The 24,275-nt window shown below is 72.5% G+C and carries 10 protein-coding genes; 1 reads left to right on the top strand and 9 read right to left on the bottom strand.

Translation table 11 applies throughout. The features are described from left to right. Positions 1–44: 44 nt before the first annotated feature. From ACQPZW_RS18790 to ACQPZW_RS18750, 9 genes are all read right to left on the bottom strand, one after another. Complete coding sequence (locus ACQPZW_RS18790) at positions 45–13,199, bottom strand: SDR family NAD(P)-dependent oxidoreductase (protein WP_433796196.1); 13,155 nt, start codon at positions 13,197–13,199, stop codon at positions 45–47. A 198-nt stretch (positions 13,200–13,397) separates the two neighbouring features. Beyond that, positions 13,398–14,909, bottom strand: a complete 1,512-nt coding sequence (locus tag ACQPZW_RS18785) for an acyl-CoA carboxylase subunit beta (protein WP_433797572.1) — start codon at positions 14,907–14,909, stop codon at positions 13,398–13,400. Positions 14,910–15,153: 244 nt separating this feature from the next. Continuing rightward, positions 15,154–16,926, bottom strand: coding sequence for an acetyl/propionyl/methylcrotonyl-CoA carboxylase subunit alpha (locus ACQPZW_RS18780; RefSeq protein WP_433796195.1), 1,773 nt, complete (start codon positions 16,924–16,926; stop codon positions 15,154–15,156). Positions 16,927–17,106: 180 nt separating this feature from the next. Then, on the bottom strand, positions 17,107–17,319 hold the full coding sequence (locus tag ACQPZW_RS18775; RefSeq protein ID WP_433796194.1) for a hypothetical protein: 213 nt from the start codon (positions 17,317–17,319) through the stop codon (positions 17,107–17,109). A 184-nt stretch (positions 17,320–17,503) separates the two neighbouring features. Further along, a complete protein-coding gene (locus ACQPZW_RS18770) occupies positions 17,504–18,934 on the bottom strand; it encodes an APC family permease (protein WP_433796193.1) in 1,431 nt (476 codons plus the stop codon). 207 nt (positions 18,935–19,141) lie between these two features. Next, positions 19,142–20,062, bottom strand: coding sequence for a zinc-binding dehydrogenase (locus ACQPZW_RS18765; protein ID WP_433796192.1), 921 nt, complete (start codon positions 20,060–20,062; stop codon positions 19,142–19,144). A gap of 43 nt (positions 20,063–20,105) precedes the next feature. Next, a complete protein-coding gene (locus tag ACQPZW_RS18760; RefSeq protein ID WP_433796191.1) occupies positions 20,106–20,933 on the bottom strand; it encodes an NAD(P)H-binding protein in 828 nt (275 codons plus the stop codon). A gap of 19 nt (positions 20,934–20,952) precedes the next feature. Further along, complete coding sequence (locus ACQPZW_RS18755) at positions 20,953–22,452, bottom strand: FAD-binding oxidoreductase (protein ID WP_433796190.1); 1,500 nt, start codon at positions 22,450–22,452, stop codon at positions 20,953–20,955. Between the two features lie 167 nt (positions 22,453–22,619). Continuing rightward, complete coding sequence (locus tag ACQPZW_RS18750) at positions 22,620–23,705, bottom strand: alkene reductase (protein WP_433796189.1); 1,086 nt, start codon at positions 23,703–23,705, stop codon at positions 22,620–22,622. A gap of 141 nt (positions 23,706–23,846) precedes the next feature. Here ACQPZW_RS18750 and ACQPZW_RS18745 point away from each other — a divergent pair, with 141 nt between their 5' ends. After that, a complete protein-coding gene (locus ACQPZW_RS18745) occupies positions 23,847–24,272 on the top strand; it encodes a MarR family winged helix-turn-helix transcriptional regulator (RefSeq protein ID WP_433796188.1) in 426 nt (141 codons plus the stop codon). The last annotated feature ends 3 nt before the right edge of the window (positions 24,273–24,275 follow it).

Here is a 24,275-nt window from a genome sequence, read left to right as displayed (position 1 = left end):
GGGTGGCCGAGCCCGGCAAGGCCCGGCCACCGTTCGGGTGAGGGTCAGTCGAGGCCGTCGACGAGCGCGAACAGCTCCTCGTCGCTGGCCGCTTCCAGTTCCTGCTCGGTGGCCTGCCGCGACGCGCCCTGATGCAGGTCGAGGAGCCGGCGCAGGCGCGACTCGACCCGGGATCGGGTCGCCTCGTCCTCCGGCGCGGAACGGACCAGTTCCTCCAGCCGGTCCAGGCCGGTCATCAGGTCGGCGGCGGCCGGTTCCGCCACGGTCAGCTCGTCGCGCAGCAGTGCCGCGATCGCCGCCGGGCTCGGGTGGTCGAAGATGAGCGTGGTCGGCAGCCGCAGCCCGGTCGCGGTGTTGAGCTGGTTGCGCAGCTCGACCGCGGTCAGCGAGTCGAAGCCCAGCTCCTGGAAGGACCGATCGGCCGCGATGGCACTGCCGTCGGCGTGGCCGAGCACCGCCGCCACCTGCCCACGGACCAGGTCGAGCAGCATGCCGTCACGGTCGGCCTCGGGCACTCCGGCCAGTCGCTGCGCCAGGTCGCCACCCGCCGGCGCGGCCTGCGGCGCGCGGCGGGCCGCCGGAACAAGACCGCGAAGCACTGCCGGCACCTGCTCGCCGAGGCCGCGCAAGGCCGCGGTGTCCCACCGGGTCACCCCCAGCAGGGGTACGCCCGAAGCGGTCGCCGCATCGAACAGGGCCATCGCGTCCTCGGTGGCCAGCGGCAGCAGACCGTAGCGGGCCATCCGCTTACGATCCACGTCACTCAGGTGACCGGTGATCTCACTGGCCTGCTCCCACAGACCCCACGCCAGCGACGTACCCGGCAGACCACTTGCACGCCGGTGCTGCATCAACGCATCCAGGAACGTGTTACCCGCCGCATAGTTACCCTGCCCCGCCGTACCCAGCAGACCCGCGATCGACGAATACACCACGAACGCCTGCAACGGCAGCTCAGCAGTCAGCTCGTGCAACAACCAGGCCGCATCCACCTTCGGCCGCAACACTCTCGCCAGCCGCTCCGGCGTCAACCCCGACACCACACCGTCATCCAGCACACCAGCCGTATGCACCACCGCCGACGGCCGATGATCGCTGATCACCGCCGCCAACGACTCACGATCAGTCACATCACACGCGACCACATCGACAGTCGCGCCCAGGCCACGCAATTCGTCGGAGAGCTCTGCAGCACCTGGCGCATCCGCACCACGACGACTCAGCAGCACCAGATGCGACGCGCCATGCGCCGCCACCAGATGCCTCGCCGCGACCGCACCCAGACCACCCGTGCCACCCGTGATCAACACCGTGCCGTGCGACCAGTCCGGGGTCTCACCGGCTGCCTCGACCCGGGTCAGGCGCGGCGCGAGAACCTTCCCGCCCCGGATCGCCACCTGCGGCTCGCCTACTTCGAGGCTGGTCGGCCACTCGTCGACGTCGACCAGCACGAACCGGTCCGGGTTCTCCGACTGCGCCGAACGCACCAGACCCCACACCGCAGCCCCGGCCACATCCAGCACATCCTCATCACCCACCGCCACCGCCCGCCGCGTCACGAACACCAACCGCGACTGCCCTGCCTGCTGCATCAACTCCAAAGCCTGGGCCGTGAGCGCATGCGCACGCTCCACCGGCGACACATCGCCATCAGCGACCAACGGCACCACCACATCGCCGTCACCGACCGCCACCGGCGAGTCCACCGGCACCCACGTCACCTCGGTCAGGCCGTCACCGGTCCGGCGTCCGGCCCGCAGCGCCTCCGCCGACAACGGCCGCAGCACCAGCCGCTCCACCGACACCACCGGCAGGCCCGCACCGTCGACAGCCGTCAACGACACCACCAGCGAGTCACCCTCATCGGCGACCACCGACAGACGCACCCGCAGGCTCGCGGCGCCGGCGGCATGGATTCGCACACCGGCGAACGAGAACGGCAGCCACGAACGTCCGTCCACCAGCAGCGAATGCAACGCGGCATCCAACAGCGCCGGATGCAACCCGAACGACCGCGACTGATCCACCGGCCCGACCTCGGCGAACATCTCGCCGTCGCGCCGCCACAACCGGCCCAGGCCCTGGAACACCGGCCCGTAGCCGTACCCGGCGTCGGACAGCCGGTCGTAGAGGCCGGTCAGATCGATCTCGGTCACGCCGGCCGGCGGCCACGCCCCCACCTCGGCCGGCGCGATCTCACCGGCGACGAGCGCTCCGGTGCCGTGCCGTACCCACTCCCCCTCATCGGTTCGGGAGAAGATCTCGAAGGTACGCCGTCCGTCGTCCTCCGCCGGGCCGGTCACCAACTGCACCGCGACACCGCCGCGCTCGGGCAGCACCAGCGGGGCCGACAGGGTCAGTTCCTCGACCACGTCCAGGCCGAGTGCGTCGCCGGCGCAGTGGGCCAGCTCCAGCAGTGCGGCACCGGGGACCAGCACGGTTCCGGCGACCGCGTGGTCGGTCAGCCACGGGTGGGTGTGCCGGGACAGGCGGCCGGAGAAGAGGTGGCCGTCCCGGTCGGCCAGGCGCACCGCCGCACCCAGCAGCGGGTGGTCGGTCGCGGCCAGCCCGAGGCCGGCGGCGTCACCGGGCGTGTACGGCGCCTCCAGCCAGTAACGCTGCCGCTGGAACGGGTAGGTCGGCAGATCGACCCGGCGTCCACCGGCCAGCAGCGGTGTCCAGTCGACATCCCGGCCGGTCACGTGCAGATACGCGAGAGCGGTCAGGAAGGCCGCGCGCCCCTTGCGCATCGTCGGCGCGACGACGGTGGTGGTCTCCAGGGTCTGCTGAACCAGCGCCGACAGCACGGCGTCGGGCCCGAGTTCGACGAACCGGGTCACGCCCTGCTCGTGCAAGGTGTTCACGCCGTCGTGGAAACGAACGGCCTGCCGGATCTGATCGCCCCAGTACTGAGCGGTCAGAATCTCGTCGCCGGCGAGTTGTCCGGACACGTTCGACACCAGCGGGATCCGCGGCGGCGACAACCGCAGCCCGGCCACGATCGACACGAACTCCGGGATCACCTCATCCATGTGCGCCGAATGGAACGCATGACTGACAGCCAACGGCCGAACCCGGCGACCCAGGCCACGCCAACCCGCGACCACCCGGTCGACCGCATCGGCATCACCGGACAGCACCACCGAACGCGGACCGTTCACCCCCGCCACCGACACACCAGGAGCCAGAGTGATCTCCTGCTCCGACGCCTCGACCGCCACCATCACACCGCCCTCACGAGCGGCCTGCATCAACCGGCCACGCGCCGCCACCAGACGACACGCATCCGCGAGGTCCAGCACACCGGCCACGTGAGCAGCAGAAACCTCACCGATCGAGTGCCCCAGCACGGCATCCGGCACCACACCGAAGGACTCCGCCAGACGGAACAGCGCCACCTCGACCGCAAACAGAGCGGCCTGCGTGAAGACGGTCTGGTCGATCAGCGCCGCGTCCGCCGAACCTTCCGGGGCGAACACCACCGACGACAACGGACGATCCAGAACCGGATCCAACTGCTCACACACCGCATCGAACGCGGCTGCATACACCGGGAACTGCTCATACAACTCACGGCCCATGCCCACCGACTGGGCACCCTGACCGGTGAACAGGAACGCCGTCTTACCCGCCGACCGGGCGCCCACGATGACCTCGTCGCCCAGCAGCACCGCGCGGTGGTCCAGCAACGCGCGGCCGTTGACCAGCGACCAACCCACATCCAGCGGGTTCAGGTCGGCCGCCGCAGTCTGCAGCAGTGGTGCCTGTTCGCGGACCGCTGCCTCGCTGCGCGCCGAAAGCACCCACGGCACGACGGTCGACGGTTGCACCGGCTCGCTCTGCGGCTGGGCCGGGGGCTGCTCCAGGATGACGTGGGCGTTGGTGCCGCTGATGCCGAACGACGACACCGCCGCGCGGCGCGGGTCACCGGTCTCCGGCCAGGGCTGCTGCTCGGTGAGCAACTGCACCGCGCCGGCCTCCCAGTCGACGTGCGGGGACGGCTCGTCCACGTGCAACGTCTGCGGCAGGACACCGTGACGCATCGCCTGAATCATCTTGATCACGCCACCGACACCGGCGGCCGCCTGGGCGTGACCGATGTTGGATTTGAGCGAGCCGAGGAACAGCGGCTTGTCCGCCGGACGCTGACCGTAGGTGGCCAGCAGCGCCTGCGCCTCGATCGGGTCACCCAGCCGCGTGCCGGTGCCGTGCGCCTCGACCGCGTCCACGTCGTCGGTGGTGAGCCCGGCGCCGGCGAGCGCCTGCCTGATCACCCGCTCCTGGGAGGGCCCGTTCGGGGCGGTCAGCCCGTTCGACGCGCCGTCCTGGTTGACCGCTGTGCCCCGTACCACCGCAAGGATCTGGTGATTGTTGCGCTGCGCATCGGAGAGCCGCTCCACCAGCAGCAGACCGACACCCTCGGACCAGCCGGTGCCGTCCGCTGCCGCCGCGAACGACTTGCAGCGCCCGTCCGCCGACAGCCCGCGCTGCCGGGAGAACTCGACGAACGTGTTGGGGCTGGACATGACCGTCACGCCGCCGGCCAGGACCAGGTCGCACTCTCCGGCGCGCAGCGCGTTCGCCGCCAGGTGCAGCGCGACCAGCGACGACGAGCAGGCCGTGTCGACGGTGACCGCCGGGCCCTCCAGGCCGTACGTGTAGGCGAGCCGCCCGGAGATGACGCTGGAGGTGTTACCGGCGAGCAGGAAGCCCTCGTACTCGTCGGGCACCCGGTCGAGCCGGGAGGCGTAGTCGTCGTACATGACGCCGACGAACACGCCCGTGTTGCTGCCCCGCACGGTGGCCGGGTCGATCGACGCGCTCTCGAACGTCTCCCACGCGGTCTCCAGCAGGAGCCGCTGCTGCGGGTCGGTGGCGGTGGCCTCCCGCGGCGACATGCCGAAGAACTCCCGGTCGAACAGGTCGGCGTCGTGCAGGAAACCACCCTCCCGGCTGTACGACGTGCCGACGTGCTCCGGATCCGGGTCGTACAGCCGCTCCAGATCCCAGCCACGGTTCACCGGGAACCCACTCACCGCATCGGTGCCCGACGCCACGAGATCCCACAGCTCGTCCGGCGACGACACCCCACCCGGATAGCGGCAGGCCATGCCCACGATCGCGATCGGCTCGTCGACGGGCCCGGTGACACGTCGCGCCGTGACCGTCCGCTGTTCGCCGGAGACACGCTCGGTGAGATGGCGGGCCAGGGCGGCCGGGGACGGATGGTCGAAGACGACGGTGGCGGACAGGCGCAGCCCGGTGGCCGTGGCGAGCCGGTTGCGCAGCTCGACGGCGGACAGCGAGTCGAAGCCGGCGTCGCGGAACGCCCGGTCGGCGTCGACACCGGCGGCGGTGGCATGGCCGAGCACGACCGCGGCGATGGTACGGACGAGGTCGAGCACGGCCGCAAACCGGTCGTCGGCCGGCAGCGCGCCGATCCCGGCCGCCCAGTCCGACGCGGGCGCCGTGACGTCGGCGACGCGTCGCGGGCGGGCGCGGACCAGCGCACGCAGCGGCGCCGGCGGCTCGTCCGTGCCGTCGATGCGGGCCGGGTCGAGCAGGACCGGGACCACGAGCGGCCGGTCCCCGGCGATCGCCGCGTCGAACAGGGCGAGACCCTGGTCCGGCCGCAGTGGTGTCACCCCGGCCCGCGCCCAGCGGGCCACGTCGCCGGCCGACAGGGTGGCGCCCATGCCGTGGGTGGAGTCCCACAGTCCCCACGCCACCGAGGTCGCCGGCAGCCCGTCCGCGGCACGGGCCGCGGCCAGCGAGTCGAGGAAGGTGTTGGCGGCGGCGTAGTTGGCCTGCCCGGCCGTGCCGAGGATGCCGGACACCGAGGAGAACAGCACGAACGCCCGCAGCGGCAGGTCACGGGTCAGCTCGTGCAGATGCCAGGCCGCGTCCACCTTGGGCGTGAGCACCCGGTCGAGCTGGTCGCCGGTCAGCGCGCCCACGGTGGCGTCGTCGAGCACACCGGCGGTGTGCACGACAGCCGTCAGCGGATGCCCGGCCGGGACCCGCCACAGCAGGTCGGCCAGCGCCTGGCGGTCGGCGGCGTCGGCCGCCGCCACGGTGACCCGGGCGCCGAGGCCGGTCAGTTCGGTGATCAGCTCGTCCACGCCGGGGGTGTCCGGCCCGCGACGGCTGCTGAGCAGCAGGTTGCGCACCCCGTGGTGGACGACCAGGTGCCGGGCCAGGAGGGCGCCGAGGCCACCGGTGCCGCCGGTGACCAGGACGGTGCCGTCCGGGTCGAGGACCGTGCCGTCGGTCATGGCGGCCCGCTGCCGGGTCAGGCGCGGCGCGAGGAGGCGCCCGTCGCGGATCGCGAGCTGCGGTTCGCCGGTGGCGAGCGCCGCGTGCAGCACGTCCGTCGCGACCCGGTCATCGTCGGTGTCGACGAGCACGACCCGGCCGGGGTGCTCCGACTGGACGGACCGCAGCAGGCCCCAGACCGGCGCCTGGGCGAGACCGCTGACCGGGCTGCCGTCGCCGGTGTCGACGGCCCGGGTGGTGGTGACGAGCAGGCGGGCGCCGGTCTCGTCGGCCAGCCAATCCTGGACCCGGTGCAGGGTGCGCCGGGCGTGTTCGTGGGCGGCGGCCGGGACGTCACCGGTGACGGCCGGGGTACGGATGATCAGCACGTCCGCGGCGGGGTCCGGCTCAGCGGCCGGCACCGGGGTCCAGTCCAGGGCGTACAGGCCGTCGTGGTGGGCCGGGGCGGCGAGCTGCTGCCTGGTGACCGGCCGCAGGGCCAGTTCCTCGACGGCGGCGACGGGGTCACCGGCACGGTCGAACAGGGCCACGGTGACGGTGTCGGCGCCGGACGGGGTGATCCGGGCCCGCAGGGCGGCCGCGCCGACGGCGTACAGCTCGATCCCGCTCCACGCGAACGGCAGCCGGATCTCGTCGGCGCCGCTGCGGTCGGCGGCGTCCAGAACGACCCCGTGCAGGACCGCGTCGAACAGGGCCGGGTGCACGCCGTACTGCCCGGCGGAGTCCCGGGTCCCGGCGGGCAACTCGACCTCGACCAGCAGGTCCCCGTCGTGCCGCCACGCCGCGGTGAGCCCGCGGAAGGCGTCCCCGTATCCGTAGCCCAGATCGCGGAGCCGGTCGTAGACGCCGGTGAGCGGGACCGGATCGGCGCCGGCCGGGGGCCAGGGCTGTGGGGTGCCGGTGACCGGCGGGTGGCCGGTCGTGGTGGTCAGGGTGCCGGCCGCGTGGCGGGTCCAGCCGGAGTCCGGCACGTCGGGCCGGGAGTGCACGGTGAACGGGCGGACGCCGGCGCCGTCGGGCGCGGCCACCGTCACCTGCACACGGACGGCGGTGTCCGGCGGCAGGGTCAGTGGCGCCTCCAGGGTCAGCTCCTCGACCCGCGGCCGGCCGGCCCGGTCACCGGCGGTCAGCGCCAGCTCCAGCAGGGCGGTCGCGGGCAGCAGCACCCGGCCGTCGATGGTGTGGTCGGCGAGCCACGGGTGGCTGCGCGCCGACAGTCGTCCGGTGAGAACGGTCTCGTCCCGGTCGGCGAGGGTGACGGCGGTGCCGAGCAGCGGATGCCGGGCCGGGTCGAGGCCGAGGCTGCCCGCGTCGGTACGCGCCTGCGGGAGCAGCCAGAAGTGCTGCCGCTGGAAGGGATAGGTGGGCAGATCCACGGTGGCGGCGGCCGGGAAGAACGCGGTCAGGTCGAGCGTCGCGCCGCCGGCGTGGGCCTGGACCAGCCCGGTGATCAGGGTGTCGGCCTCCGGGCGGCCGGCCCGCAGCAGCCCGGCCACGGTCACCGGCTGCCCGTCGAGGGTGTCACGGGCCAGCGGGGTGAGCACACTGTCCGGTCCGAGCTCGACCGCCACGGTCGTGCCGGCGTCGCGCAGCGCCAGGACCGCGTCGTGGAACCGGACGGTGCCGCGCAACTGGCGTACCCAGTAGTCGGCGGAGGTGATCTCCGCGTCGTCGATCACCCGCCCGGTGAGGGTGGACACGATCGGCACGGTCGGCGGCCGCATCCGGATCGACGCGGCGACGGCCCGGAACCCCTCCAGCGCCGGATCCATGTGGTGCGAGTGGAACGCGTGGCTGACCTGCAGCCGGTGGGTGCGCCGGCCCTCGTCGCGCCAGCGCCGGGCCAGCTCGTCGACGGTCTGCTCGTCTCCGGAGATCACCACCGACGCCGGGCCGTTGACGGCGGCGATCGACACCCGGCCGGTCAGGCCGGTGAGGGCGGCGGTCATCTCGGCCTCGGTGGCCTGCACCGCGACCATCGCGCCACCGGCCGGGGCGGCCTGCATGAGACGGCCTCGCGCGGCGACCAGCTTCGCGGCGTCGGGCAGGGACAGGACCCCGGCGGCGTACGCGGCCGCCAGCTCCCCGATCGAGTGCCCGGCCACCAGGTCCGGCGTCAGGCCGTAGTGCCCGAGCAGCCGGAACAGTGCCACCTCGATGGCGAACAGGGCGGGCTGGGCGTACTCGGTGCGATGCGTGTCCGCCCCGTCGATCGAGGTCAGCGGCCGGTCGAGGTGCTCGTCCAGGGCGGCGACGACCTCGTCGAGGGCCGCGGCGAAGACCGGGAACGTCTCGTACAGCTCCCGGCCCATCCCGGCCCGCTGAGCGCCCTGCCCGGTGAACAGGAACGCGGTCCGCCCGGCCCGTGCGGTCTCGCCGGTCACCGTGCCGGCCGCCAGCGCGGCCAGCCCGTCCAGCAGCTCACCGGTGTCCCGGCCGACGACCGCGGCCCGGCGGTCCAGCAGCGCGCGGGTGGTCACCAGGGACCGGCCCACGTCGGCGGGCCGCAGCGACGGCCGCGCGCTCACCCACTCGTGCAGCCGGGTGGCCTGCTCACGCAGCGCGGCGTCGTCGTGGGCCGAGAGCAGCCACGGCAGTGGGCCGCCGGTCTCCGCCACGTCCGGTGCCGGCTCGTCCACGTCGGCGAGCGGGCCCTGCTCGATGATCATGTGGGCGTTGGTGCCGCTGATGCCGAACGACGACACCGCGGCCCGGCGCGGACGGTCCCGCTGCGGCCACGGCCGGTTCTCGGTGACCAGGGTCGCCGCGCCGCCGGACCAGTCGACGTGCGGCGTCGGCTCGCCGGTGTGCAGGGTGGCGGGCACCAGACCGTGCCGCATCGCCTGCACCATCTTGATCACCCCGGCCACACCGGCGGCGGCCTGGGCGTGCCCGATGTTCGACTTGAGCGAGCCGAGCAGCACCGGGTCGTCACGGTCCTGGCCGTAGGTGGCCAGCACGGCCTCCGCCTCGATCGGGTCGCCGAGGGTGGTGCCGGTGCCGTGCGCCTCGACCACGTCGACGTCGGCCGGGACGAGCCGGGCGCCGGCCAGCGCCTGCCGGATCACCCGCTGCTGTGACGGGCCGTTCGGAGCGGTCAGCCCGTTGGAGGCGCCGTCGGAGTTGACCGCCGAGCCGCGGATGACGGCCAGCACCCGGTGGCCGTTGCGGCGCGCGTCGGAGAGCCGCTCCAGCACGAGCAGGCCGGCGCCCTCGGACCAGCCGGTGCCGTCGGCGTCGGCCGAGAACGGCTTGCACCGCCCGTCCGGGGCGAGGCCGCGCTGGCGGGAGAACTCGACGAACATGCCGGGTGTGGCCATCACGGTGACACCGCCGGCGATCGCCAGGGTGCTCTCGCCCTGACGCAGCGACTGCGCCGCCAGATGCAGGGCCACCAGCGACGACGAGCAGGCGGTGTCGACGGTCACGGCCGGGCCGACCAGGCCGAGCTGGTACGCGATACGCCCGGAGATGACACTGGACGTGCTGCCCGTCAGCAGATGCCCCTCGACGTTCTCCGGGGCGTCGTGCATGCGGGGGCCGTACTCCAGATGGGTCGCGCCCACGAAGACGCCGGTGCGCGTCCCGGCCAGGTTGTCCGGTCGCAGGCCCGCGCGTTCCACCGCCTCCCAGGCGACTTCGAGCAGCACCCGCTGCTGCGGGTCCATGGCCAGGGCCTCCCGCGGCGAGATGCCGAAGAGCCCCGGGTCGAACTCGCCCGCGTCGTGCAGGAACCCGCCGTGCGTCACGTAGCTCTTGCCGTCGCGCAGCGCCTCTTCCCAGCCGCGGTCGGCCGGGAACGGGGTGATGGCGTCGACGCCGCCGGCGACCAGCCGCCACAGGTCGTCGGGCGAGACCACGTCGCCGGGATAGCGGCACGCCATGCCGACGATGGCGATGGGCTCACCGTCGGCGGCCGGCGCGACGCCCGTCTCCTCGGGCCGGTCCGGTGCGCCGTCGACGAGCGAGTGCAGGTGGGCGGCGAGCGCCGTGGGCGTCGGGTGGTCGAAGAGCAGGCCGCTCGCCAGGCGCAGACCGGTCGCGGCGGCGAGCCGGTTGCGCAGCTCCACCGCCATGAGCGAGTCGAAGCCGAGGTCACGGAAGGGGACGCCGAGCTCGACCGGGCGGTGCGCCGGATATTCCAGCACGGCGGCCACATGCTCGGCGACGAACGTGGTGACGGCACGGCGGCGGCCCTCGGCGGGCACACCGGTGAGCCAGCCGGGCGTCTCGGTCACGACGCTGTCCGGCACGGGTGCGACCGCCGGGGCGGGACGGGGCGGGCGGACGGTGCTGTCGAACCAGTAGTGCTCCCGCTGGAAGGCGTAGGTCGGCAGGTCGACCAGGCGGGCGCCGCTACCGGTGTAGAGGGCCCGCCAGTCGACGTCGGCCCCGCGCACGAAGACGGCGGCGACGGCGCCCAGGATCGTCTCGGCCTCGGGGCGGCCCGACCGCAGCGCGGCGACCGCGGCGACCCGCTCCGGCTCGGGCACGCCGTCGGCGACCAGCCCGGCCAGCACCGCACCCGGTCCCACCTCGAGGAACGTGGTGATCCCCCGGCCGGCGAGGACGGCGACGGCGTCGTCGAACCGGACCGGCTCACGGACCTGCTCCACCCAGTAGCGCGGGTCGGACCACTCGACGCTGATCTCCGCGCCGGTCACCGACGACACCGCCGGCACCCCGGCCTCGCCCAGCGTCAGGTCCGCGACCACCTCGTGGAACTCGTCGAGCATCGGGTCCATCAGCGGCGAGTGGAAGGCGTGCGAGACGGTCAGGCGGCGGACCTTCCAGCCGCGCGTCTCGGCGGCGGCGATCACGGCGGCCACCGCGGGCTCGGCGCCGGAGACGACCACCTGCGCCGGCCCGTTGACCGCGGCCAGCGCGACCGGGCCGTCCGCGGCGTCGAGCAGCGGCGTCACCTCGTGCTCGGACGCCTGGATCGACGCCATCGCGCCGCCGGCCGGCAGCGCGCCCATCAGCGCGCCGCGGGCCACGACGAGACGCACCGCGTCGGCCGTCGACAGCACGCCGGCGACGTGGGCGGCCGCGATCTCCCCGATCGAGTGCCCGGCCACCACGTCCGGGCGGACACCCCAGGAGGCGAGCAGCCGGACCAGCGCCACCTCGACGGTGAACGTCGCGATCTGGGTGTAGGCGGTGTGGTCCAGCAGGGCGGCGTCGGCCGAGCCGGGCTCGGCGAACAGGATCGGGCGCAACGGCCGGTCCAGCAGCGGATCGGCCAGCTCGCAGATCTCGTCGACAGCCGCCGCGAACCGGGGGAACCGCTGATACAACTGATATCCGGCCTGCGGGCGCTGGGCGCCCTGGCCGGTGAACAGGAACGCCACCCGGGCGCTGTCGGGCGTCGCCGTTCCGGTGACCAGGCCGGTGGCGGCGCGGCCGTCGGCCAGCGCCTCCATTCCGGCGGTCGTGGTGATCACCGCGCGGTGCTCGAAGAGCGTCCGGTCCAGCAGCGACCATCCGGCGTCGATGACGGACGGTCCACCGTCGGCGGAGACGTGGGCGAGCAGCTTGCGGGCCTGCCCGCGCAGGGCCGTCGCGCTGCGCGCGGTCACGATCAAAGGCGACACGGGGGTACGGCCACCCGCCCCGTCCGGAGCATGTCGCCGATGCCCGGCCACCGGAGTCTCGGCGAGCACGACGTGACAGTTGGTGCCGCCCATCCCGAAGGAGCTGACCCCGGCCACGAGGGGGCCGTCGTCGCCGGGCCAGCCGGTGAGCTCCTGCTGGACGCGCAGGTTGAGCGCGTCGAGCGGGATCCGCGGGTTCGGCGACACGAAGTTGAGGCTGGCCGGCAACTGCCGGTGCGACATGCACAGCAGCGTCTTGACCAGGCCGGCCAGTCCGGCGGCGCCCTCCAGGTGCCCGATGTTGGTCTTGACCGAGCCGACCGGCAGCGGGTCGCCGGGGCGGCGGGCCGAGCCGAGGACGGCGCCGAGGGCCGCGGCCTCGATCGGGTCGCCGACCGGGGTGCCGGTGCCGTGCAGCTCGACGTAGCGCACGTCGCCCGGCTCGACGCCGCTGCGCCGGTACGCCTCCCGCAGCACCCGCTCCTGCGCGTCCTGGCTGGGCACGGTCAGTCCGGCGGTCGCGCCGTCGTTGTTGACGGCGCTGCCCCGGATCACCCCGTGGACGCGGTCGCCGTCGGCGAGCGCCCGCTCCAGCGGTTTGAGCACGACGACCGCGCCGCCCTCGCCGCGCACGTAGCCGTCGGCGCGGGCGTCGAAGGTGTGGCAGCGCCCGGTCGGGGAGAGCCCACCGAAGCGTTCCGCGCTGACCGCGCCCTCGGCGAGCAGGTTCAGGTTCACCCCGGCGACGATCGCCGCGGTGGCCTCGCCCGAGCGCAGCGCCTCCGCCGCCAGGTGCACGGCGACCAGCGACGATGACTGTGCGGTGTCGACGGTGAGGCTGGCGCCGTGCAGGCCGAGCACGTACGACACCCGGTTGGCGATGATGCCGCGGTGCACGCCGACCGCCGAATGCTGGGTGAGCACCGCCGGGCCCTGCTGGTGGAGCAGGCTCGCGTAGTCGTCGCGCAGCGTGCCGACGAACACCGCCGTCGACGTGCCCCGCAGCGTGCCGGCCTCGATCCCGGCGTTCTCCAGCGCCTCCCAGGTCAGCTCGAGCACGAGCCGTTGCTGGGGGTCCATCATGACCGCCTCGCGAGGCGAGATGCCGAAGAACGCGGCGTCGAACTCTCCGACGGCGTCGAGGAACGCCCCGGACCGGGTGCCGAGGGCTGTGCCGGGCTCGGTGGGCACGTGCCCCTGCCGCTGCGGCGGGGCCTCGGTGACGGCACTGGCGCCGGTGCGCAGCAGCTCCCAGAAGGCGTCGAGGTCGTGGGCCGCCGGCAGCCGGCAGGACATCCCGACAACCGCGATCGCGTGCTCACTCGTCATCGCGTTGGACTGCCTCTCTTCGTGCTCTCACTCACGGAAACTCCGCAGACTTTTCTATCAGCGAGGCGGTCAGTGAAAGGTATCCAGCGAATCATGGCAACCGATGGGCGTTCGATTACCCCGACGATTACCGCGGGAAGAAAGGGGCCCTGTCCACTAATGGACAGGGCCCCTTTGTCGGCGGGTGACGTCAGCGGCTCACAGGGGCACGTTGCCGTGTTTACGCTGCGGAAGGACCCTGCGCTTGTCCCGCAGCGACAGCAGCGCCCGGGCCAGAACCGCCCTGGTCTGCGCCGGATCGATCACCTCGTCGACCAGTCCACGCTCCGCGGCGTAATACGGATGCATCAATTCGTCTCGGTACTCGGCGACGAGTTCCGCCCGCAGCGCCAGCGGATCGTCGGCCGCCGCCACACGTTTGCGGTGAATGATGTTGACGGCACCCTCGGCGCCCATCACCGCGATTTCATTCGTCGGCCACGCGAACGACAGATCGGCGCCGATCGACCGGGAGTCCATCACGATGTACGCGCCACCGTACGCCTTGCGCAGAATCACCTGGACCCGCGGAACCGTCGCCTCGCAGTAGGCGTACAGCAGCTTCGCCCCGTGCCGGATGGCGCCACCGTGCTCCTGATCGGTGCCGGGCAGGAAGCCCGGCACGTCGACCAGCGTGACCAGCGGGATGCCGAACGCGTCGCACAGCCGCACGAACCGGGCCGCCTTCTGCGAGGCCGTGGAGTCCAGCACCCCGGCGAACGCGATCGGCTGGTTGCCGACGACCCCCACCACCTCGCCGTCGATGCGGGCCAGCGCGCAGATGACGTTCGCCGCCCAGGCCGCGTGCAGCTCCAGGAACTCGCCGTCGTCGACGACCTCGGCGATCACGTCACGCATGTCGTACGGCTTGTTCGACTCGGCCGGCACGATGTCGGCCAGCAGCGGCCGGTCGTCGGTGGTGGCGCCGCACGGCCCCAGCGAGGGCGGCGGCTGCAGATTGTTACGGGGCAGCAGCGACACCAGGTAGCGCACGTCGGCGAGGCAGCTCTCCTCGTCGTCGTGGATGAAGGTGGCCACCCCGGACCGCTGGCCGTGCACGTCGGCGCCGCCCAGCTCGTCGTGGCTGACCTGCTCGCCGGTCACCGACGCGACGACGTCCGGCCCGGTCAGGTACATCTTGGCCACGTCACGGACCATGAAGGTGAAGTCGGCGAGCGCCGGTGAGTATGCCGCCCCGCCGGCGCACGGCCCCAGCACCACGCTGATCTGCGGGATCACTCCGGACGACTCGACCTGCCGGCGGAAGATGCCGCCGTAGCCGTTGAGGGCCATCACACCCTCCTGGATCCGGGCGCCGCCGCTGTCGTTGAGGCCGATGATCGGCGAGCCGGTGCTCATCGCCAGATCCATCACCTTGTGGATCTTGGAGGCGTGCGCTTCACCGAGCGAGCCGCCGGAGATGGTGAAGTCCTGGGCGTACACGTACACCTGACGGCCGTCGATGGTGCCCGACCCGGCCACGACACCGTCGGTGTACGGACCACCCGGCCGACGGCGGTACATGTCCACCTCGAGGAACGAGTCCTCGTCGAGCAGCAGGTCGAGGCGTTCCCGGGCGGTGCGCTTACCGAGTGCCCGCTGCCGTGCGGCACCCGCGTCACCGACGATCCCGGCGCGCAGTTCGTGTCGCCGCTCGCGCAGGTCCGCCATGGTCGGCGGCTCCGCGACGGCGATCGTACGGTCGATGCGCTCGCTCACTGTGCAACCCTCTTCTCTCTCGAAAGAGCCCCGGTGGGTCACTGCCCGGCGCGGGCCGGCCCGGCCGAAACGCTACGGCCGCCGGGTAATCAGCCGGCCACATTCCACGGCGGACACCCGATGACCCGTCCATGACCCCGGCACGGGGAGACCCCGGCGGCCGGTGAGGGGGTTACCGGCCGCCGGGGAGGCTGATTCACGCGGATTCGGAGATCTCGCAGAGCACCGCGCCGGGAGCGATCGACGCGCCCACGGCCAGATCGAGGCGTCCCACCACACCGTCGCGGTGCGCGGTGATCGGCTGTTCCATCTTCATCGCCTCCAGCACCGCGATGAGATCACCCTGCGCCACCCGGTCACCGTCACCGACCGCCACCTTGATCACGGTGCCCTGCATCGGCGAGACGACCGCCGCGCCGCCGGCCGCCGCGGCCCGCCCGCCGTCACGCCGGGCCCGCCGGGGCTCCGGCCGGCGGCGTGCGGCCGGAGCCGCCTGCCCGCCGCCCAGGTCGTCGGGCAACGACACGGTCACCCGCCGGCCGTTCACCTCCACCACCACGTCGCGACGCCCGGGCGCCGCCTCGGCATCGGTGACGGGCGGCTCCTGCGGTGCCAGACCACCGGCGAACTCGGTCTCGATCCACCGCGTGTGCACGCTGAACGGCGTGGCCGGGTCGGCCGGCGCGAACGCCGGATCGGCCACCACCGCCCGGTGGAAGGGCAGCACCGTCGGCAGGCCTTCCACCTCGAACTCGGCCAGCGCCCGAGCGGCCCGCCGCAACGCCTCGGTACGGTCGCGCCCGGTCACGATCAGCTTGGCCAGCAGCGAGTCCCAGGCCGCGCCGATGACCGTGCCCGACTCCACACCCGCGTCGACGCGTACCCCCGGACCCGCCGCGGGCCGGAAGCGGGTCACCACACCGGGCGCCGGCAGGAAGTTACGGCCCGGGTCCTCGCCGTTGATCCGGAACTCGATGGAGTGACCGCGCGGTGCCGGGTCGTCGTAGCCGAGCTCCTCCCCGTCGGCGATCCGGAACATCTCCAGGACCAGGTCGATCCCGGTGATCTCCTCGGTGACCGGGTGCTCCACCTGAAGCCGCGTGTTGACCTCCAGGAACGAGATGGTGCCGTCCGCCCCGACCAGGAACTCGCAGGTGCCCGCACCCACATACCCGGCCTCGCGCAGGATCGCCTTGGACGCCCGGACCAGCTCGGCCCGCTGCGCCTCGGTGAGAAACGGCGCGGGCGCCTCCTCGACCAGCTTCTGGTGCCGCCGCTGCAGCGAGCAGTCCCGCGTCGAGACGACCACCACGTTGCCGTGGCGGTCGGCCAGGCACTGCGTCTCGACGTGGCGCGGCCGGTCCAGGTAGCGCTCGACGAAACACTCGCCCCGCCCGAACGCCGCCTGCGACTCACGGACCGCCGACTCGAAGGACTCGCCGATCTCCTCCAGCGTCCGGGCCACCTTCAGCCCGCGCCCGCCGCCGCCGAACGCCGCCTTGATCGCCACCGGCAGGCCGTGCTCGACGGCGAAGGCGGTCACCTCCTCGGCGCCGGCGACCGGTCCGGGTGTGCCCGGCACCAGCGGCGCACCGGCACGCCGGGCGATGGCACGGGCCGCGACCTTGTCACCGAGGTCCCGGATGGCCTGCGGCGGCGGGCCGATCCACGTCAGACCGGCCGCCGCGACCCGCTCGGCGAAGTCGGCGTTCTCGGCCAGGAACCCGTAGCCCGGATGCACGGCGTCCGCCCCGGTCGCCGCGGCGGCCCGCAGGATCCGGTCGGCGTCGAGATAGCTCGTCGCCGGGGTCGTGCCGCCCAGCGCGTACGCCTCGTCGGCCAGCCGCACGTGCGGCGCGTCCCGGTCCGGGTCGGCGTACACCGCCACCGACTCCAGGCCCGCGTCCCGGCAGGCCCGGGCCACCCGTACCGCGATCTCGCCCCGGTTGGCGATCAGCACCTTGCGCACTTCGTCGTTCCTCCTCGGTCGGAGCCCACCCGGACCGCACCGGTCCGGCCTGTGATGTCAGTGCCGGCCGCCGCACGGCCCGGCTTCCGACGGCCGTGCCACCCGGCTTTCGATGCCGGAGCCGGCCGGCCCGATGTCAGTACCGGCCGCTACCGATGCCGGAGCCGGCCGGCCCTGATGTCAGTGCCAACCGCGGCCGCACCGGCACCGGAACCGGCCACCCGTCGCCGGGCCCCGCCACGAACAGCGGGCCGCCGGCCGAACCTCGGGCGCGGAGCCGGACCGGCCGGTCGTGGCCAGCACGGCCACCGTCACCGCTGCGATCTCCTCGGCGCTCAGCGGGCCCGCGCCGAGGCGCAGGACCACGTCGTCGGAGAACGGGGGCATGGACATCGGCACTCCAGCGAGTTCGAGTGGGGTTCGGCCGCCTTCGGTTCTATCCGTCCGGCGGCATCACTGTGGTCACCGCGGGTAACGCGACGGTCTTCCGCCGGCCACACGAGCAGGGACCGGGCCGGCGGTTCCGATGCTTACCGGCCGATGGTCGTCCGGTAATCGGCGGTAACCGCCGGGCCGTTCAGAGGCGGTCGGCGGTGTCCTGCGATGTGACGGCCGGCTCCGGCGACCGGCTCGCCCGGCGGACCAGCAGCAGCCCGATCACCACGACCGCGACCAGGGCCAGGGACACGTACGACATCGCGTCGACCGGCGCCGGTGGACGGTTGACCAGCCCGTTGACGTACAGCCAGAGCATCGCCGCGCCGCCGAGCACCGCCGCCAGGATCGGCAGCGGGCGCACCGCGCGCTCACGGACCATCAGGACCACGTGGGCGGCGCAGATCAGCACGTACGGGGCGACCCACAGGTACACGATCAGCGTCGCGACGGCCGAGTAGATCTCCAGCAGCGAGCCGGGGAAGAGCGTCACCAGGGCGATCAGCGTGACCAGCCCGACCCCGCCGAGGACACCGACCGCGGTCGACGGGCCGTTGAACCGGGGGTGCATCCGGCCCAGCGCCCGCGGCAGCAGGCCCTCCGAGGCGATGGTCGCCACGAAACGGGCCCCGAAGTTGACGAAGCCGATCAGCCCGGCGAACGTGGCGACCGCCAGCACCAGGTCGGTGGCGGTGGCGAACGTCTGGCCGAGCCCGGCGCTGCGGGCCAGCGCGGCCGCCGGTGAGGCGCCGGTCGCGAGGTCGTCGGCGGCCGCGATCAGACCGGGCACCTGCAGCACGGTGGCGGCCAGGTAGACCACGCCCAGCACGAGCGGGATGCCCAGGACCGCGACGGGCACGCTGCGGCGCGGATCCCGGGTCTCCAGCGCCAGCGCCGCGCAGCTCTCGAACCCGACCAGGAACGTGGTGCCGGCGGCCACCCCGGAGAAGATCCCGGCAGCGGAGAAGCCACCGGCGAACGTCAGCTGGTCACCCAGGTGCAACCCGGTGTGCAGGGCGCTGGCGACCACGACGACGACCACGACCGGGATGGAGACGACCATCAGGATCACGGCGGTACGGGCCGACAGGTCGATGCCACGGCGGGCGCAGAAGACGGCGATCGCGATGGCGGCGATGTAGACGGCGATCTGCACCCCGACGCCGAGGCCGCCCGCGACACCGATGGACAGCAGGAAGCTGCCGACGTACACGCCGATCACCATGGTCAGGCCGGCGACCATGCACGCGTAGCCGAGCAGCAGCGACGCGGCGGTCACCATCCGCGCCCACGGGCCGAACACGGTGGAGACGTAGGAGTAGAGGGCACCGGTCACCACGTGCCGCCGGGCGAAGGCGATGACCGAGAACCCGACGGCGACGGTGACCAGCGCCGAGATCAGCGCGGCGAGCCAGCTGCCGGTGCCGGCGGAGCCGAGCAGCAGCGCGGGCACGGCCGCGAGGCCCACGGCCGGGATCATGCTCGCGGCGGCCAGGCCGACGATCTGTGGCTGGGAAAGGTAGGACCGGCTCTCGCCGAGCACTTCGGGCGGTTCTCCGACAGGGTGGGACACGACAACCAGCTCCTCATTGGTCACGTCATGCCGCACGGCACGAGGCCGATGCGTCGACCGTCGAAAGGTCGCCCGAAGGCTAGCCAGGGCCGGGCCACCATCCGCCCATCGTTCGGTAACACGACGTAACCGCCGGTCAAGCCCAGCGGAAAGGCGACAGCCGGGCCCGGGATCGAGGGATCCCGGGCCCGGCTGCGCGTTCGAGGGTCAGGCGGCCTGAACGTCGAGGACGGCCTTTCCGGCGACCTGCCGGCTCAGCAACCGGCCGACGGCGTCCTCGTAGGAGCGCCAGTCGCCGCGCCACCCGATCGGGATCTCCAGCCGGCCCTGGTCGGCGAGACGGACGAGATATTGAAGATCACCACCGAGGGGTACGGAGATGTTGAACGTCTCGATCCGCCCGCGATCGTGATTGATCCGCGCCTGCTCGAAGTCGATCGTGGTCGGCTCCTTGGACGCCATGCCCACCGCGGAGATGACACCGCCGGAGTTGAGACGCTGGTACGCCTCGGCCAGCTGCTGTCCACCGACGTTGTCGACCACGCCGTCGACGCGGCCGGTCATCGCCTGCGGGCCGACGACGACCTCCGCCGCGCCGATCTCGAGCAGGCCCTTGCCACGCTCGGGCGAGCCGACGGACGCGACGACCTCGGCCCCGGCCAGGTTGGCCAGCTGCACCGCGAACCGGCCGACGCCACCCGACGCGCCGGTGACCAGCACCCGCTTGCCGAGCAGGGAGCCGAGTCGCTGGACGGCCTGCAGCGCGGTCACGCCGGCGACCGGCAGCGCCGCCGCGGCGCCGAGGTCCACCCCGTCCGGGACGACCGCGAGCTCCTTGGTGTCGACCGCGCGCAGCTGGGCCCACGCCCCCGCCCAGCCGAAGCTGACCACGCGCGTTCCGGCCGCCGGGCCGGAGCCGTCAGCGGCCGCGGTGACCACGACACCCGCCGCGTCCCATCCGGGGATCGTGCCGTCCGGCAGATCCGGCGTACGGAACGCGACCTCCCCGAAGTTGAAGGAGAACGCGACCACCCGGATCAGCGCCTCCGAGGGGCCGGGCTGCGGGTCCGGTGCGGTGCCCAGGCGCAGCATGTGCTGTCCGGTCCGGTGGTGAACCAGTGCTTCCATCGTCAATCCGATCTGCGTGTGTGCCGGTTGCGTCGGGGACCGCTCAGGCGCGCCACAGGTCGGCGTGCTCGGCGATGAAGTCGCTGACGGTGCGCGCGGGCTTACCCGCGACCTTCTCCACGGAGTCGCTGACCCGCGCGAACGTCCCGTCGTGAACCCGGCCGAACATGCCGCCGACGACATCGGCGAGCCACGCCGGAGCGCCGGCGAAGGAGCCCTCCAGCGGCGGCACCACGGCGTTGACCTTGGTGCCGATCGTCGCGGAGATCTCGGCCGCGATGTCGGCCGTGGTGACCGCCTCCGGGCCGGTCACGGTGTAGAACTGCCCGTGATGGGTGGCCGGGTCGACGATTGCCTGCACGGCGACGGCCGCGATGTCGCGGGTGTCCACCCAGGCGATCGGCGCGCCGCCGGTGGGCAGCGTGATCGTCCGGTCCCGGCGGATCGTGTCGAGGAAGTAGCGCGGGTCGGTCAGCACCTGCTGGAACCACGAGGGCCGCAGGATCGTCCAGCGGCTCGCGTTGTCGATGACGGCCGCCTCGACGCGCTGCACCCAGCCGTCGGCGCCGACCTTCTCCGCGCCCTGCTCGGAGACCAGGACGATGTGCGCGCCGGGCGCGGCGGCGATCAGCGCCGCGACCAGCTCCGGGGAGTCCTCGACGTCCGGGCGCCCGAGGTAGATGGCGTGCGCCCCGTCCACCGCCTTCGGCCAGGTCGACCGGTCGCGCCAGTCGAACGCGACGGTCGTCGGCTTCTGCGGGCTGCGCGAGGACCCACCACGGACCTCGGTGTCGCCGCGTTCGGCGAGTTGCGCCACCACTTCGCGGCCGGTCTTTCCGCGGGCTCCAGTGACGAAGACGGTACGGCTCATCGGTTCGGCCCTTCTCGGTTCAGTCGAGCGGCGGGCGGATGGACAGCGCGTGGCTGAATTCGCCCCGCGGGTCCCACTGCTTCTTGACCGCCTGCAGGCGGCGGTAGTTGTCCTTGAAATACAGCTCGTGCCACGGCACCCCGGAGTCGTTGAGCGCCGGATCGGCGACATCGGCGTCGGCGTAGTTGATGAAACAGCCGTCCGTGACGTCGTTGGGCCGCGGCACACCGCCGGTCGCGGCGTAGACGTCGGCGTAGCACTCCCGGATCCACCGGTCGTGACGCTCGTCCTCGGTCTTGTCGGTCCACAACGTCACGTAGAGCAGCTTCAGCACCGAGTCACGCTGGGCGGCCGCCGTCGCGTCCGTGCCGACCGCGTTGATCCGCCCGCCGTAGGACACCAGCGCGACCATCGAGAACGGGTTGTCGTAGTCGTCGCGGGTCAGCTGCCGGTAGACGGCGGCGACCTGGTCGGCCGGCATCGCCTTGCGCAGATACGCCGATTTCGCCTTCCAGCGGGGCAGCGAGGGCTCGACGAATCCGAACCATTCCCGCACGACGTAGAACCACGGCAGGACACTGCGGTCGTTGACCGAGTAGTCGACTCCGGTGCCCTCGTTGACCGCCGCGAGGAACTCGTCGAGCCGGCTCTGCGCGTCGGGCACGCTCGCGTCGATCTGCGTGCTCATCCGGAACATGCCGGCGGCCTTGTGCTGGGTCTTGAGCTGGCTGTAGAGGCCGGTCCAGGGCGAGTCCGGCGCGGAGTTGGCCTCGTGCCACTCGCTGAAGTTGCGCACCAGGCGGGTGAAGCTCTGCTCGGTCAGGTCCGACCAGGACCACGCGATGTCGGAGACCAGGACCTCTGCCGGAGCGGGCGGCAGCTGGCCGCCCGGGCCCGCCGACGCGCCGGCGTCCGGAGAGCGCAGCCAGTACTTGGTGATGACGCCGAAGTTGCCGCCGCCTGCGCCGGTGTGCGCCCACCACAGCTCACGATGCGGATCGTCGGCTTCGCGGGTGGCGACCACCGTGCGGCATCGCCCGTCCTCGTCGACGACGACGATCTCGACGGCGTAGAGGTGGTCCACGGTGAGCCCGTGCAGGCGCGACAGTGCGCCGTAACCACCGCCGACGATGTGTCCACCGGCGCCGACCGTCGGGCACGTCCCGCCGGGAAGGGTGACACCCCATCCCCGGTACAGCGTCTCGTAGACGTGGCCCAGCATCGCGCCGGGCTCGACCACGAAGGCCCGCCGCCCCTGGTCGTAGTAGACCGCGTCGAGACCGGCCAGGTTGATCACGACCTGGACGTCCCCGGAGGTCGTGAAGTTCTCGTCACAGTGCCCGCCGCTGCGCACCGTGATCTTCAGGCCCTGATCGACGGCCTCCTGCACGGCTGCGACGACCTCGTCCGCGGACGAGACCAGTCGTACGTACTCCGGAGCCCCGACCCAGCGGGTGTTCGCACCGCTGATCAGTCCCGGATAGCGGGCGTCGTCCTTGCGGACTGTCGCTTCACCCATCACGTCGTCAAGGTCTCCTGCTCGATGGCTGACAAGTAAAGGAGGCGCAGGTCTGGGGGGTGGCAACCTGATCACCTCCGCCTGGGGGGTGGTGATGCGGGTGGGGGTCGGGGCCCGTCCGGGACGGTTGAGACTTCCGGCCCGGGCCGGGCCCCGATGTCTGTCGGTTACTTGCCGGCTTCCTCCAGCGTCGGGTAGTCGGTGTAGCCCGTGTGGTCGCCGCCGTAGAACGTCGCCTGGTCGGGGGTGTTGTACGGGCCGCCGGCCTTGATGCGCGCGTCGAGGTCGGGGTTGGCCAGCCAGAGCACCGCCAGGGCGACCGCGTCGGCGATGCCGGAGTCGACCGTCTCCTGCGCCACGTCGGCGGTGGCCGGGAAGATCGCCATGGTCTCGTGCGGGTTGAGGATGAGCGTGCCGGACCAGGCGTCACGCAGCGCCTTGGTGATGGCGCGGGTGCCCATCTCGATCACGTGCAGGTAGGCGATGTTGAGCGGGGCGAGCTCGTTGACCAGCGCCGTGTAGACCGGAACCGGGTCCGCCTCGACGATGCTGTTGTACGGGCTGCCCGGCGACACCCGGATGCCGACGCGGTCGGCGCCGATCGCGTCGGCGACCGAGCGGACCACGTCGACGGCGAAGCGGATGCGGTTGGCGACGGAGCCGCCGTACTGGTCGGTGCGCAGGTTGGTGTTGTCGGCGAGGAACTGGTGCACCAGGAAGCCGTTGCCGCCGTGGATCTCGACGCCGTCGAAGCCGGCCTCGATGGCGTTGCGGGCGGCCTGCACGTGCTCCTCGACGATGCCGGCGATCTCGGCGGTGGTCGCCTCACGCGGCGTCGGGTGGTCCAGCGGGCCCTGGAAGCTGATCATCTGCTCCCCGGAGGCGACCGCGGACGGCGCGACCGGCAGCTCGCCGTTCGGGTAGAGCGAGGGGTGGCCGATGCGGCCACAGTGGGTGATCTGCGCGAAGATGCGGCCACCCTTGGCGTGCACCGCGTCGGTGACGACGCGCCAGGCGGCGATCTGCTCGGCGCTGTGCAGGCCGGGGGTCAGGATGTAGCCCTGGCCCTGGACGCTCGGCTGGATGCTCTCGGAGATGATCAGGCCCGCGCTGGCGCGCTGGGCATAGTACTCGGCGGTCAGCGGGGTGACGACGCCGTCGGGGGTCGCCCTGTTCCGCGTCATGGGTGCCATCACCAGGCGGGACGGCAGCTCGAGCTTGCCCACCGTTACCGGGTTGAACAGGGTGCTCACGAATTTCTCCTCACTGACGGCGAACATGTGCCTCAACAAGAGTTACTTGATTGAATCACGGATATCCTGGCACGGTTGCTTGAGCGAATCAAGCACCTTTCGATTCTTCATCGAATCAAGTGATTGACCTACACTCTGACCATGGCAGTGCCCTCTGTGCCCGCGAGCGCGGCGACCGCCCTCGAGCAGGCGATGTTCACCTTCGTCGACCGCTACAACCAGGCCTGGGAGGCCGCTGCGGCCGAGCACGGCCTCAGCACCGCGCACGCCTGCGTGCTGGGCCGGGTCGAGACCCGCCGCAGCATGGGCGAGCTGGCCGAGGAGCTGCGCTGCGACGCCTCCAACATCACCCAGATCGTCGCCCGCCTGGAGGCCCGCGAGCTGGTCCACCGCGAGCCCAACCCGGACGACCGGCGCTCTCGGCAGATCGTGCGCACCCCGAGCGGCGACGACCTCTACGGCGAGTTCGAGGAGTCCTTCGAGTTCCCCAGGGCGGCCGCGGCCAACCTCACCGACGCCGAGCGCGAGCAACTCACCGCACTGCTACAGAAGGCGTTGCAGGGCTGACAC

This window comes from Actinoplanes sp. CA-252034 (assembly GCF_050956125.1).
Classification (GTDB): domain Bacteria; phylum Actinomycetota; class Actinomycetes; order Mycobacteriales; family Micromonosporaceae; genus Actinoplanes.
The sequence above is the reverse complement of the archived record's forward strand: the minus strand, read 5'-3'. Positions and strand labels throughout refer to the sequence as shown.

Excerpts from the sequence above, each read along its gene's own strand:
- ACQPZW_RS18755 (WP_433796190.1), bottom strand. The coding sequence starts at position 22,452 with ATGGGTGAAGCGACAGTCCGCAAGGACGACGCCCGCTATCCGGGACTG.
- ACQPZW_RS18765 (WP_433796192.1), bottom strand. The coding sequence starts at position 20,062 with ATGGAAGCACTGGTTCACCACCGGACCGGACAGCACATGCTGCGCCTG.
- ACQPZW_RS18785 (WP_433797572.1), bottom strand. The coding sequence starts at position 14,909 with ATGGCGGACCTGCGCGAGCGGCGACACGAACTGCGCGCCGGGATCGTC.
- ACQPZW_RS18760 (WP_433796191.1), bottom strand. The coding sequence starts at position 20,933 with ATGAGCCGTACCGTCTTCGTCACTGGAGCCCGCGGAAAGACCGGCCGC.
- ACQPZW_RS18745 (WP_433796188.1), top strand. The coding sequence starts at position 23,847 with ATGGCAGTGCCCTCTGTGCCCGCGAGCGCGGCGACCGCCCTCGAGCAG.
- ACQPZW_RS18790 (WP_433796196.1), bottom strand. The coding sequence starts at position 13,199 with ATGACGAGTGAGCACGCGATCGCGGTTGTCGGGATGTCCTGCCGGCTG.
- ACQPZW_RS18775 (WP_433796194.1), bottom strand. The coding sequence starts at position 17,319 with ATGTCCATGCCCCCGTTCTCCGACGACGTGGTCCTGCGCCTCGGCGCG.